Annotated in this window: 12 protein-coding genes and 1 pseudogene; 9 read left to right on the top strand and 4 right to left on the bottom strand. The window is 69.6% G+C overall.

Features of this window, described 5'->3' with window-relative positions; all coding sequences use genetic code 11:
• Positions 1-18: 18 nt before the first annotated feature.
• A pseudogene (locus tag ACZ79I_RS15565) lies at positions 19-210 on the bottom strand (MFS transporter); the annotation flags it as partial.
• A 22-nt stretch (positions 211-232) separates the two neighbouring features.
• Here ACZ79I_RS15565 and ACZ79I_RS15560 point away from each other — a divergent pair.
• From ACZ79I_RS15560 to ACZ79I_RS15540, 5 genes are all read left to right on the top strand, one after another.
• Positions 233-424 (top strand): hypothetical protein, encoded by a 192-nt coding sequence (locus ACZ79I_RS15560; protein WP_471497947.1) that lies wholly within the window; start codon positions 233-235, stop codon positions 422-424.
• Positions 421-1,533: a hypothetical protein gene (locus tag ACZ79I_RS15555; RefSeq protein ID WP_471497945.1), complete on the top strand. Its 1,113-nt coding sequence runs from the start codon at positions 421-423 to the stop codon at positions 1,531-1,533. The genes ACZ79I_RS15560 and ACZ79I_RS15555 overlap by 4 nt, the downstream gene beginning before the upstream one ends.
• A complete protein-coding gene (locus tag ACZ79I_RS15550) occupies positions 1,530-2,858 on the top strand; it encodes a hypothetical protein (protein ID WP_471497944.1) in 1,329 nt (442 codons plus the stop codon). The genes ACZ79I_RS15555 and ACZ79I_RS15550 overlap by 4 nt, the downstream gene beginning before the upstream one ends.
• Positions 2,859-2,984: 126 nt before the next feature.
• A complete protein-coding gene (locus tag ACZ79I_RS15545; protein WP_471497943.1) occupies positions 2,985-3,449 on the top strand; it encodes a hypothetical protein in 465 nt (154 codons plus the stop codon).
• 406 nt (positions 3,450-3,855) lie between these two features.
• Entirely contained in the window at positions 3,856-4,881 is a 1,026-nt protein-coding gene (locus ACZ79I_RS15540; RefSeq protein WP_471497941.1) for an FKBP-type peptidyl-prolyl cis-trans isomerase, read from the top strand.
• Between the two features lie 118 nt (positions 4,882-4,999).
• On the opposite strand, the gene ACZ79I_RS15535 is transcribed toward ACZ79I_RS15540, so the two are convergent.
• The gene (locus tag ACZ79I_RS15535) at positions 5,000-6,310 is read right to left on the bottom strand and encodes an MFS transporter (protein WP_471497940.1); all 1,311 of its coding nucleotides are present in this window, start codon (positions 6,308-6,310) and stop codon (positions 5,000-5,002) included.
• An 83-nt stretch (positions 6,311-6,393) separates the two neighbouring features.
• Here ACZ79I_RS15535 and ACZ79I_RS15530 point away from each other — a divergent pair, with 83 nt between their 5' ends.
• Complete coding sequence (locus ACZ79I_RS15530; RefSeq protein WP_471497938.1) at positions 6,394-7,362, top strand: LysR family transcriptional regulator; 969 nt, start codon at positions 6,394-6,396, stop codon at positions 7,360-7,362.
• 151 nt (positions 7,363-7,513) lie between these two features.
• On the opposite strand, the gene ACZ79I_RS15525 is transcribed toward ACZ79I_RS15530, so the two are convergent.
• Together ACZ79I_RS15525 and ACZ79I_RS15520 are read right to left on the bottom strand one after the other, a co-directional pair.
• Positions 7,514-7,696, bottom strand: coding sequence for a DUF397 domain-containing protein (locus ACZ79I_RS15525; protein WP_471497937.1), 183 nt, complete (start codon positions 7,694-7,696; stop codon positions 7,514-7,516).
• A gap of 11 nt (positions 7,697-7,707) precedes the next feature.
• Complete coding sequence (locus ACZ79I_RS15520) at positions 7,708-8,580, bottom strand: helix-turn-helix domain-containing protein (RefSeq protein WP_471497936.1); 873 nt, start codon at positions 8,578-8,580, stop codon at positions 7,708-7,710.
• A gap of 206 nt (positions 8,581-8,786) precedes the next feature.
• Here ACZ79I_RS15520 and ACZ79I_RS15515 point away from each other — a divergent pair, with 206 nt between their 5' ends.
• From ACZ79I_RS15515 to ACZ79I_RS15505, 3 genes are all read left to right on the top strand, one after another.
• Complete coding sequence (locus tag ACZ79I_RS15515) at positions 8,787-9,293, top strand: ATP-binding protein (RefSeq protein ID WP_471497934.1); 507 nt, start codon at positions 8,787-8,789, stop codon at positions 9,291-9,293.
• A 64-nt stretch (positions 9,294-9,357) separates the two neighbouring features.
• Positions 9,358-10,872, top strand: coding sequence for an AAA family ATPase (locus ACZ79I_RS15510; RefSeq protein WP_471497933.1), 1,515 nt, complete (start codon positions 9,358-9,360; stop codon positions 10,870-10,872).
• A 213-nt stretch (positions 10,873-11,085) separates the two neighbouring features.
• Entirely contained in the window at positions 11,086-12,468 is a 1,383-nt protein-coding gene (locus tag ACZ79I_RS15505) for a nitrate/nitrite transporter (protein WP_471497932.1), read from the top strand.
• The last annotated feature ends 17 nt before the right edge of the window (positions 12,469-12,485 follow it).

Here is a 12,485-nt window from a genome sequence, read left to right as displayed (position 1 = left end):
GTGCGGGCCGGGCGCGCGTCAATGGGTGGCGCGCGGATCCGTGGCGGCGCGGACGGCGCACCGCTGTCCGGCCGCGATCACCAGCGCCACGGCCGCCGCGGCCGCCGGTACGGTGAACCCGGCCGTCGGGGACAGGTGCTCCGCCGCCCAGCCGCCGGTGGCGGAGCCGCAGGCGATGCCGCCCAGCAGGCCCGTCACCGCGAGGGTCATCTCTCCGGCCCGCAGCTCCGCGGTGAGCTCCTACGGCTCGATCACCGTCGACTACGAACACGAACTCGCCCAGCCCGATGAAAAGGGCCGCAGCCCGCTGCGGACCGTGGCCGCCGACGATGCGGCGGCCGGGCTGCAGGCGGCGGTCGGCTCCGGCGGCACCTACGGAAAAGGGCGGAGGGGGGCGGCCGTGTGCCCATGTGATCCGCGATGAGGGCATTGCTGACCCTGCTGGGGATCAACGGCCTCTCCATGGCGGACCGTGCGCAGCAGTTGTCCACCACCCATGTGTACTCCGGCGACGGGCAGCGCGAACTGGAGAGCCTCGGCCCGCTGCACCTGACCACACTGGCCGGAGTGCTGCACGCCGGCACGGGTGGTACCGACCTGTCCGCGGGCAGTGAGGTGGCGGCACGCCAGCACACCGTCACCGCGTACGACGAGGGCCGCCCCACCGACGGCACGGCCACCGTGTCCAACCAGCCGACCACCATCAACATCGGTGCGTACGTGGACGGATACCCCTCCGACGGCGACACCCGCACCACGACGACGGCCTACGACTGGGTCAAGGGCCTGCCCACCTCCACCACGGACGACCCAGGCGGTCTGAACCTCGTCAAGACCACGTCGTACGACGCCCAGGGCAGGGTCGTCAAGACCACGCTGCCCAAGTCGAACGGCACCGACGCCGGTGCGACGGTGACCACCTACTACTCGGCGACGGGTACGGGTGCGTGCAATGGGCGACCCGAGTGGGCGGACCTGGTGTGCTCCACCGGTCCGGCCGGTGACATCACCGGCGGCGGCACCAACCCCACCCAACTGCCCACCAAGACGGTCGAGTACGACCGATGGGGCAACACCGTCAAGCTGACCGAAACCGCGGGCAGTGTGACCCGCACCACCACGACCACCTCCGACGCTGCCGGGCGTCCGACCCTGGTGTCGGTGACCGGCGGGGTGGGTACCGCGGCCGCGGACACCACCACCGCGTACGATCCGGACAGCGGAGACGTCGCCACGGTCACGGCGGGCGGTCAGACCATCACGCATGTCACCGACATGCTGGGCCGGGAGATCTCCTACAGCGACGGCAGCGGCAACACCGCGGCCACCCAATACGACGCGCTGGGCCGTGTCACCCAGGTGACGGACTCCGCTCCGTCGACCACCACCTACACCTACGACACCGCCAAGGACCCGCGCGGTGTGGAGACCTCCCGCACCGACTCCGTCGCGGGCACCTTCAACGCCACCTACGACGCGGACGGTGAGCTGGCCGCCGAGCAGCTGCCCGGCGCGGCTACACCCTCACCGTGACCCAGGACGAGACCGGCGAGGAGACCTCCCGGGTCTACACCCAGGACAGTGACGGAACCGTCGTCGCCTCCGACACCGCCGACCACTCCATCCACGGCCAGATCGTCACCGACACCGACACAGCAGGCCAGACCTACGCCCGCGCCTACACCTACGACAACACCGGCCGCCTGACCCAGGCCGACGACACCGCCCCGGACGGGACCTGCACCCGCCGCGGCTACACCTTCGACGACAACACCAACCGCGCCGCCCTGGCCACCAGCGTCAGCGCCGCCGCAGCCGCGTGCACCTCGACCGGTGCGACCAGCACCACCAACACCTACGACAGCGCCGACCGGCTGGTGAACGCGGGCATCGTCTACGACGCCTTCGGCCGCACCACCACCGAGGCCACCGGCGCGACCATCGCCTACTACAGCAGCGACCTGGTCCAGCAGCAGACCTCCGGCACCAGCCGGCAGACCTGGACCCTGGACGCCGCCCAGCGCCTCGCGGCCTGGACGACGGAGACCGACAACGCCGGCGCCTGGACCCAGACCGGCAGCAAGACCAACCACTACGGCGGCGACGGCGACAGCCCCGACTGGATCAAGGAGGACACCGCAGGCACCGTCAGCCGCAACGTCCAGGGCAGCGGCGGCGACCTCGACGCCACCACGGACGCCACGGGCAACACGGTCCTGCAGCTGACCGACATCCACGGCGACGTCACCGTCCAGCTCCCGCTGGACACCACCAAGCCCGTCGTCGCGTCGGCCTACGACGAGTACGGCAACCCCGAGACCGGCACCGCTACCACCCGCTACGGCTGGCTCGGCGGCAAGCAGCGCTCCAGTCAACCGCTACGACCTGGACGGGCAGTGGGGATTCTGGAAGCGGTGGACATACCGTGCCGGCCGAGCCCTGGGCTTTGCTTCCGGCGTCGTCGGGATGGCCGGTATGTTCTGCGTCCAGTGCCGCGCCATATCCGCAGGACTCGGTGCTCTCAGTGTTGGAGCCTACGCCGCAGGCGGTCACTGGGGCAGAGCCGGAAGGCAGTTGCGGTCAACAGCTGTCGGCGTGGCGCTCGGAGGCTTCGGCAGGTACCGCGGGGTCACCCGATTGGGTGGGTACTACAACCGTGCGACCCGCGGATGGCGAGGCGGCCTGAAGGGCTTCATCAAGAGAAGCAGAAGCCATTACGCCAGGGGGAGTTCACGCTACCGGTTCCACAGCTGGTCGGCGCATGGCTTCACAGCAGGCGCATTCCACATCACCAAGTACGAACAGATCTACTACAACAGGCCTTGGCGGCGCTGGTTCTGATCACAGAATACCCATAAGGTAGGCCGGGGTCGGGCTGCTACCCGACCCCGGCAGCCGCGTCGAATACGGCACGAGTATCGATCGGACGAAAAATGCAGCAAGCAGGATACGGACCTCTGCGCCTGACCGATGGTGTGACATGCGTGGGGCTCGACGAGAGCGATTTCGCCATCAGGTTTACCCCTGACGGGGTGGGTAGAGAAGGCCTCTCATCTATTCCGTGGGGTGACATCTCTCGCATTGATGCAGAATTTTCGATGGCGCGGATTCCGAGATTCTTGGAATTTGCTGCAAATTTGTTGAATGTCGGCGTCGCTGCAGGGCCGTCGGTAATGGCCCAAGAGTCAGTGCTATCCGTTTCGCTCAAGTCGGGTAAAAGGGTCTCCTGGTCCTTTGCTGTACCCCCCTCGGGCTCGAAGGGTGATTGGAACCGAAAAAATATAAAGATTCTCTTCGAAGAGCTCAGCTCCCTGGGCAGGTTGTCCCTGCTGGGCAGCTCGGTCGCTGCTGAATGGCTCCTCGTCCAACTCGACTCGGTCCGGCCGCTACTTCCGTGGCGGCGTAGGCGACAGATCGCCAACATCATCGCGCAGATCAAAGAGTGCTGAACTCGCCGATCCCTCGAGAATGGGGCTCGATCCGGGTGCGGACCCGGTGGGCAGATGATCGCGCTGGGATCATGGTTTGCGAAATATTCGATGTCACCTTTCTCCTGTGCCCTTCCTGGCAGACCGTCATCCGCAGGCATTCGTCAAGAGGATTCTTCCGGAAGAAAGGAGGAGGGAGTGTGGTGCAGGATTTCACTGGGTTTTCGTACGGGGGTCTTGGGTAAGGGTGTGGATTGCTGTCACGCTTGGTGCTTCCTGGAATGATCCTGTCGGTTTTCTCTTATGAACCCTGATTGCTTCCGTGGCCTTCATTTCGCATGTCATAAGTGGCTGGTAAACGCTACCCGTCCTGATTGTTTCCGGTTTGAGGAAATGATCGGAAAGTATTCTGTGGAAGTGGAGATCGATGCGTCGTTTTGCTGCGCTGTTGATAGCTCCCGCCTTGCTGTTGGCGGGGTGCAGCAGCGAATCCTCATCAGACCATCGGCGGCCTGACGGCTGGCACCGGCCGCTCGCAGCCCCTTCGGTGCCGGTGCACGCGAAGACCGTGCCGGACGTGGTGCGCACGGATGCCGTACTGCCCACCGTTTCGGGGCAGTTTGGGCGCCCGGCCACGATCTCGGTTCCGTTGTCCGCGCCGAGCGGCAAGTTCATCGTCGCGCCACAGACACAGGGTCGGGGACCTACGGCACGCACCGGCGACGTGGCCGTCATCCGCTACACCGCCAAGGTGTGGCGCACCGGCAACGCGCTTCCCGGCCCGTACGACAAGGGAGCCCGCCCCCAGGTGTTCGCCGTCGGGCGGGGCGCGACAGTGCCCGCCCTGGACCGGGCAGTGCAGGGCCAGCGTGCCGGGAGCCGGGTCCTGGTCGTCGCACCCCCCGCAGCCGCGTACGGGACGACCGGCAGCGCGCAGCTCCATGTCACCGGCAAGGACACCGTCGTGTTCGCCGTCGACATCCTGAACGTCATTGGCGCCCACGCCACCGTCCCCGGTGACCAGGAGCCGGTCTCCGATGCCCTGCCCGAAGTGCACATGAACCGGAGCGACGACACCGCAACCCTCACCGTCCCCGACCGGGCCGCCCCCAAAGACCTGATCGTTCGGCGCCTGGTGGACGGCACCGGCCCGGTGGTGAAGGCCGGGCAGACCCTGGTCCTCCAGCATTCCTCGGCTGCTTGGGAGACCGCCCGCGGCAAGGATCAGGCCGACCTCTTCCTCAGCTCTCACGCGGACGGCGGCCCGCTGCCCGTCGTGATCGGCCGGGGCAACGTCATCGCGGGCTGGGACCGTGCCCTGGTCGGCCGACGGGTCGGCAGCCGTGTGCTCGCCGTCATCCCCGCGAAGCTGGCGTACGGTGCGCATCCCCCGAAGGGCCTGGCACCCGGCGCCACGGTGATCTCGGTCTTCGACATCCTCGCCGCCGTCTGAGGCGACGCCGTCACCGGCCACTCATCCAGTCGCGTTCCGTCAGCCACGGCGGCAGCGGCGTCGCTCGGGTACGGACGCCGCGGCCGGCTTCCGCGCTGTTGCGGGGGCCGGGCGCGCGTCAATGGGTGGCGCGCGGATCCGTGGCGGCGCGGACGGCGCACCGGTGTCCGGCCGCGATCACCAGCGCCACGGCCGCCGCGGCCGCCGGTACGGTGAACCCGGCCGTCGGGGACAGGTGCTCCGCCGCCCAGCCGCCGGTGGCGGAGCCGCAGGCGATGCCGCCCAGCAGGCCCGTCACCGCGAGGGTCATCCCCTCGTTCAGCCGGCCTTCCGGTGTGCGCCGCTGCACCAGGGTCATCGCCGTGACCATGGTGGGGGCGGTGGCCATGCCCGCGAGGAGCAGCGCGGGCGCGAGCGCGAGGAGGGAGCCGGACGTGCGCGCCGCGAGCAGCGGCAGGGTCATCAGGGCCGTCATGGCCGCGAGGCACCACACATGGCGGCGTTCGGCGGGGCCGGCGGGCTTCAGCGCGCCGTAGACGAGACCGGCCGCACACGACCCGGCCGCCTGCAGCCCGAGGACGACCCCCGCGGCCGACCGGTGGCCCTGCGCGTCCGCGAACGCGACGGTGACGACCTCCATCGAGCCGAACACCGCCCCGGTGGCGAGGAGACCGAGCAGCAGCGGCGGCATACCGGGGGCGCGGAGCGGGGGCTCGGCCCGTGCGTGCCGGCCCGGCGGCGGTTCCGTCGCGCGCTGCGCGGTGAACAGCAGCATGCCGGTCATCAGCAGGATCCCGCCGGTCAGCGTGCCGGCCTCCGGGAACAGGGCGCCGCACAGGAACGCGGCGAGCACCGGGCCGAGCATGAAGCACAGCTCGTCCGCGACCTGCTCGAAGGAGTTCGCGATGTGCAGGGACTCGGGGTCCCCGCGCAGGAGGTGGGCCCAGCGGGCGCGGGACATGCCGCCGATGTTGGGCGTGGTGGCGGTGGCGGCGTAGGCGGCGAAGAGGGTCCAGTCGGGGGCGCCGTAGCGCACGCACAGCAGCAGGGCCAGGCCGCCGAGCAGCGCGAACGCCGTTGCCGGGACGGCGATCCGGGCCTGGCCGTGACGGTCCACGAGACGCGCGACCCACGGCGCGACGACGGCCGTCGCCGCGAGGCCCGTCGCGGTGACGGCGCCGGCCAGCGCGTACGAGCCCCGGGAGCCGGCGATCATGATGACCGTGCTCACGCTGAACATGCCCACGGGCAGCCGGGCGACCAGGTTGCCGATGGTGAAGGCGAGGGCGCCGGGGACGGCGAAGAGACGGCGGTACGGGTTGCGGGACGGTGCCCCGGCGGCCGGACGGGGGCGGGTGAGGTCGGCCAGGACCAGGGTGTCCTGCACGACCGCGGGCAGGGGTGCTGAGGGAGAGGACGGCTGCGGCATGGCTCAACCGTCGGCCGCGCGCCGCCCCGCGGTCCAACACCAAGTCCGTGGCGATTGACGCGCCCGGGTTGTAAGTTCCCCGGATGTCCGCCACGACCGTCGACCCCCGGCTGCTGCGCGCCTTCCTCGCCGTCGCCGAAGAACTGCACTTCACCCGTGCCGCCGCCCGCCTGTACGTGGCGCAGCAGGCGCTCAGCCGCGACATCCGCCGGCTGGAGCGCCTGCTGGGCGCCGATCTGTTCGTGCGGACCACCCGGCAGGTGGCCCTGACGCCCGACGGCGAGCGGCTCGTGCCGTACGCGCGCCGGTTCCTCGACACCCACGACGGACTGCTGGCCGCCTTCGGACAGGCGCGCCCCCTGCTGGTGGACCTGAACTCCCCGGGCCTGACGACGGGGCGCCAGGTGCTGCTCAGGGCCCGTGAACTCGCCCCGGAGCAGGAGCTGATGGCCCGCTACGAGAGCGGTCTGACGGGCGCCGCCGTCGAACTGCTCGCGGGCCGGCTGGACGCGTCGTTCGGCCGTTTCGCGGGCCTCGCGCCGTCGCTGCGGGCGGGCCTCGACCAGCAGCCGGTGCGCTACGAGCCGATGGCGGTCCTCCTGCCCGAGGACCACCCGCTGGCGTCCTCGGCGGCGGTGCCGCTGGACGCGCTGGCCGGGGAGAGCGTGTACGCCGGCGCGGGCAACCCCCGCACACCGGAGTGGACCGACCTCGCGCACCGGCTCTTCGAGCAGCACGGCATCCGCGTCGCGCCCCCGCTTCCGCTGGCCGTCGGCGAGGAGGAGTTCCAGCGGATCATGGCCAGGACGCGGCACCCGGTCCTGGCCGTGGTGGGCTTCCCGGCCCTCCCCGGGACGGTACTGCGCCCGCTCGTCGACCCCGTCCCGCTGTCGCCCGTCTCACTGGTGTGGCGAAAGGGCCTGGCCCACCCGGGGATCGACGCGCTCCGGCGGGCGTCGGCCGAGGTCGCGGCCGCGGAGGGGTGGCTGCGGCGGCCCGCCGGGGGGTGGATCCCGGCCGTGGACGCGGGCGTCATGAATCGGGGCGGCTGACGCGGGACGCGCCGACGCCCACCGCTGGTAGGTCAGTCGCCGGGCGCCGAGTTCCGCGCCTTCGTACCTGACGGGCACGGCGCTCCTTGCGGCATGCCCGCAGGCGAGGGCGCAGCAGCCTTCTGGACCTGGCGGCGGGCCGCCCCGCCTCTCACCGTCCCGCTTGGGTCGCGTACGGCAGGAAGTTCGCCCAGGCGGAGGCGGTGACCGTGAGCCGAGGGCCGGTGCTGTTCTTCGAGTCGCGGATGTGGACGGAGGTGGGGGTGGCGGCTATTTCTACGCAGTTCGAGCCGTCAGGGCTGTACGTCGACTTCTGCCAGGTGAGTATGTGCATGTCGGTCCCTTTCAGAGGCTCTGCATGAGGCGCTCGATCATCCTGCGTGACTCGGTCGGCTCGAGGGCGCAGGATTCCATCTGCTCCAGTACTGTGCGGTACTTCGCCAACTGCGCTTCGGCGTCGAGGAATTCACAACCCCCGTGGTGGGTGTCCAACTGGACCGTGTCGAGCTTGGGGACCGGGCCGACGGCGTAGTCGAAGGACTGACCATTGCCGGGGAAGTGTGTCGAGGTGAAGGGGATGACCCGGACGGTGATGTTGTCCTGCTCGCTCAGCTCCAAGAGGTGGGCCAGTTGCGAGCGTGCGACGTCCGGGCCTCCGTACCGCATGCGCAGTGCCGCCTCGTGTACCAGTGCCCTGTAGGGGAGTGGGGGCGAGCGGTGCAGGACCTCCTGCCGTTTGATGCGGTACGAGAGGCGGTGCTCGAGCTCGTACGGCCGGAAGGGCGGGACTGCCTCTCGGAGCATGGCGCGGGCGTGGTCAGTGGTCTGCAGCAGGGCGGGGATGTGCAGAGATAGCGAAACTCGCAACTCGGCCGCGCGATACTCCAGTTCGGCGAGATCGATCAGGCCGACGGGCAGGTACTCCCGGTACTCGTCCCACCAGCCCCGTGAGCGGCCGCCGGTCATCGCGGCCAAGGCTTCGACGAGCGCCGGATCGTCACAGCTGTAGGCACGGGCGAGAGTGCGGACCCGGTCGGCGCTGACGGCATAGCGACCTGACTCGATGCCGCTGATCTGCGCCTGCTTGAGGCCGAGCAGTTCCGCGGCGGCGGTCGAGGTCAGCCCGGATTGCTCCCGGAGCTTGCGTAGCTCGCTGCCGAGGCGCTGCTGGCGCAAGGTGGGAGCGGCGTTGGGTCGCACTGAGCCTTCTCTCGTCATGGCGACCTCCTGAGGGTCACCCACAGGAGGGAATTATTAACCCTCACTCTCGATCGATGTTAAGTATCACATCCCGTGCCCTAGGGTATGGCTCACGCCGCCCAACTCCCCGCACCCATAGGCCGGAAGCGCACCCACCCAGGCAGAGCCACCGCCCGGTGCGGCCGTTGAGCGATCCAGTGTCCCCCTTCTTCCAGGAGATCTCCGTGGCCACCGTAGCCCTGCCCGACACCTGGGTGTACGCCCTTCGTCTGCCCCATGACCCCCGTGCCGTCCGGGTCGCACGTACGACCGTACGGGCCGCCCTCCAGGGCCACGGGATGGGTGAAGCCCTCGATGTCGTCGAGTTGTTGACGTCCGAGTTGGTCACCAACGCGTACCGGCACACCAGCGGCCCCGCCTCCCTCCGTCTGACCGCACTGGGCGGTGGACGGCTGCGCGTCGGCCTCTGGGACAGTCATCCGCACATCCCCGCGCCCTTCGGCAAGCCGCCCCGAGACCGCGTCGCGCCCGCGCAGGCCGGCGCCGACGGCGGGCGCGGGCTGTTTCTCGTGCAGCAGTACGCGGACTCCTGGGGTGGCTGGACGCTCGGCGACGACCTGCTCGGACGGGGCGCTGGGAAGCTCCTCTGGTTCGAGGTGGGCGGGCAGGCAAGGGCGGTGCGGAGGGTGAGTGGTCGACTACAGTCTCGAGGCTATCCAAAATGCAGTTAGGCTAGCTGGAGTCAGGCTATTCGGATCAGGGTCCCGCGAGAGCGTGGTCAGGAGGACGAAGCCCATGCCCATTCCGAAACCCGCCGCCGTGTTCGACCGGATCCACGAGTGGGACGAACTCACCCGCTTCTGCAGCGACCCCGCACCCGGCCTGCGGATCGGCATCGTGCGCGGCCGTCGGCGGCACGGCAAGTCGTTCCTGCTGGAGCACCTGTGCCGGAGCGTCCACGGCGTCTACACGCTCGCCCTGCAGCAGAGCCGCGCCATGGCGCTGGACAGGTTCGCCAACAGTCTCGCCCAAGGGCTCGGCTTCCGGGTCGGACGGTTCACCTCGTGGGTGGAGGCGATGGACACCGCGGCCGACATCCTCGGAAGCGTCCGCGGCGATACCACCCCTCCGCTCCTCGTCCTCGACGAGTTCCCCTATCTGGTCGAGCACTCCCCGGAGCTTCCCTCCGTCCTTCAGGCCCTCTACGACCAGCGCGGACCGTCGTCCGGGAAGCCTCCGCTGCGGATCATCCTGTGCGGCTCCGCGATCTCGACCATGTCGACACTGCTCGCCGGGGACCAGGCGTTGCGGGGGCGGGCGGTGATCGACATGCGGATCGGGCCCTTCGGGTTCCGGGACGCGGCGCAGTACTGGGGAGTGGACGATCCGGAAACGGCCTTTCTCGTCGATGCCGTGCTGGGCGGGGCGCCCGGCTACCGGGATGTCGTCGGTGACCCGCCGGAGCCCGGCTCGGGCGAGGAGGGGTTTTACGCCTGGCTGGCGCGCAGCGTCTTCAACCCCTCCCACATCCTCTTCACCGAGCCCGAGTACCTGCTGGCCGAGGACCCGCGCATCAGCGATCGCGCCATCTACCACGCCATCTGGGAGGCGGTGGCCTCCGGCGCTGCGACGCCCACGCAGATCGGGGGGCTGGTCGGAATGGACGCCAAGGCGCTCACGTACCACCTCAACATCATGAGGGCGGCCGCGTTCATCCGTTACGACCAGGACGTGCTTCTGCAGCGCAAGCCCGTGATCACCGTGGCCGACCCGGTCGTCCGGTTCCACGATCTCATCGTGCGGCCCAATCTCGTCGAGTTCGAGATGCGGGAGGGGCGGGCGGCCTGGGAGCGGTCGCGAGAGACCTTCTCCTCCAAGGTTCTCGGGCCGCACTTCGAGGACACGGCCCGCCAGTGGACGCTCCGGCACGGGCGCGAGCGCGGACTGGACGACATCGGACAGGTGGGTACGACGACCGTCGCCTGTCGTGAACACCGGGGGCACGAGTGTCGTGAACACCGGGGGCACGAGGTCGACGTCGTGGCGCTCGCTCGTGGGTCCCGTGCCCGCGACAAGGGAGCCCGCATCACTCTGCTCGGTGAGGCGAAGGCGACGAACAAGTCGCGGACCGGCCATGACATCCGGCGACTCGAACACATCCGCGATCTGCTCGGCGCTCAGGGATGGAACACGGACGACTGCCGGCTCGCCGTCTACATGCGGAGCGAACCCGCCCCGGAACTTGCCGAGGCCGCCCAGGCGGGAAGGGCGCTGCTCGTCGGGATGCGGGAGCTGTACGGCACAGGGTGAGCCGCCTCCGCGTCCAGGGGCCCCGAGCCGCGGCGTCCGGTGTGCGACGTCGCGCCGGACCGGCCCCGCTCCCCTCACCACGCCCCTGCACGCCGCGTGAGAGCAACGTTCCCTTCCGGTCACTCACAGCCACAGGCAGGAAACGCGCCCTCCCTACCTTCGGGACTCATCGCCGCGCACGACATGTGGGCACCGGAGAACCGTGGAGGCGTCATGACAGCCCCGAGCACAGCCCCCGCCCCTGGCCGGGGAGGACGCTGGATCCAGCACTGGGATCCGGAGGACGAGACCTTCTGGAACGAGACCGGGGAGAGGACCGCCCGGCGCAACCTCTTCTTCTCCGTGCTCTCCGAGCACATCGGGTTCTCGGTGTGGACCCTGTGGTCCGTGCTCGTGCTGTTCATGGGACCGGAGTACGGGCTGACCCCCGCGGACAAGTTCCTGCTGACCTCGATGGTCACGCTGGTCGGGGCCGTCATCCGCGTGCCCTACACCTTCGCCGTCGCGATCTTCGGCGGCCGGAACTGGACGATCGTCTCGGCGAGCCTGCTGCTCGTCCCGACCGTCGCCGCGTTCGCCGTGATGGAGCCCGGGACCTCCTTCTCCACCTTCCTCCTCGTCGGGCTGCTGGCCGGTGTGGGCGGCGGCAACTTCGCCTCCTCCATGACCAACATCAACGCCTTCTTCCCGCTCCGGAAGAAGGGGTGGGCGCTCGGGCTCAACGCCGGCGGAGGCAACATCGGCGTGCCCGTGATCCAACTGGTGGCGCTCGCGATCATCGGCGCGAGCGGGGGACCGCGCGTGCTGCTCGGCATCTACATCCCGCTCATCGTCGTCGCCGCCGTCCTCGCCGCGCTCTACATGGACAACATCGAGTCCGTGCGCAACGACACCGGTGCCGCCAGGGACGCCGCGAAGGACGCCCACACCTGGATCATGTCGTTCCTGTACATCGGCACCTTCGGCTCCTTCATCGGATACAGCTTCGCCTTCGGGCAGGTGCTGACCAACCAGTTCGGGCGCACACCGCTGCAGGCGGCCTACGTCACCTTCCTCGGCCCGCTGCTGGGCTCGCTGATCCGGCCGGTGGGCGGCAGGCTCGCCGACCGCTACGGCGGCGCGAGGATCACCGCCTGGACCTTCGTCGCCATGGGCGTCGCGACCGCGGTGCTGATCGCCGCCTCCATGCAGAAGTCGCTCGTCCTGTTCACCGCCGCGTTCGTGGTGCTGTTCGTGCTCACCGGCCTCGGCAACGGGTCGACGTACAAGATGATCCCCGGGATCTTCCAGGCCAAGGCCGTCGCCCGGGGGCTCACCGGGGAGGAGGCCGCCGTGTACGGGCGTCGGCTCTCTGGGGCCTCGATGGGGCTCATCGGGGCCGTGGGCGCGCTCGGCGGCGTCGGCATCAACCTCGCCTTCCGCCAGTCCTTCCTCTCCTACGGCTCCGGCACGGGCGCCTTCGTCGCCTTCCTCGCCTTCTACGGCGTGGCCCTCGCGGTCACCTGGGCCGTATACCTTCGCCGCCCGATCGCCGAATCCCCGGCCGAAGCCTCTGCCTCCGAGGTGAATCCGCAGCTCAGCTATGCCGAAGTGTGATGCCGCCGTATGTAACA

Source organism: Streptomyces sp. PSU-S4-23 (assembly GCF_055632315.1).
The sequence above is the reverse complement of the archived record's forward strand: the minus strand, read 5'-3'. Positions and strand labels throughout refer to the sequence as shown.

Bases quoted from the DNA above. Each gene is read 5' to 3' on its own strand.
- ACZ79I_RS15555 (WP_471497945.1), top strand. From the start codon at position 421: ATGAGGGCATTGCTGACCCTGCTGGGGATCAACGGCCTCTCCATGGCG.
- ACZ79I_RS15540 (WP_471497941.1), top strand. From the start codon at position 3,856: ATGCGTCGTTTTGCTGCGCTGTTGATAGCTCCCGCCTTGCTGTTGGCG.
- ACZ79I_RS15535 (WP_471497940.1), bottom strand. From the start codon at position 6,310: ATGCCGCAGCCGTCCTCTCCCTCAGCACCCCTGCCCGCGGTCGTGCAG.
- ACZ79I_RS15530 (WP_471497938.1), top strand. From the start codon at position 6,394: ATGTCCGCCACGACCGTCGACCCCCGGCTGCTGCGCGCCTTCCTCGCC.
- ACZ79I_RS15525 (WP_471497937.1), bottom strand. From the start codon at position 7,696: ATGCACATACTCACCTGGCAGAAGTCGACGTACAGCCCTGACGGCTCG.
- ACZ79I_RS15520 (WP_471497936.1), bottom strand. From the start codon at position 8,580: ATGACGAGAGAAGGCTCAGTGCGACCCAACGCCGCTCCCACCTTGCGC.
- ACZ79I_RS15510 (WP_471497933.1), top strand. From the start codon at position 9,358: ATGCCCATTCCGAAACCCGCCGCCGTGTTCGACCGGATCCACGAGTGG.
- ACZ79I_RS15505 (WP_471497932.1), top strand. From the start codon at position 11,086: ATGACAGCCCCGAGCACAGCCCCCGCCCCTGGCCGGGGAGGACGCTGG.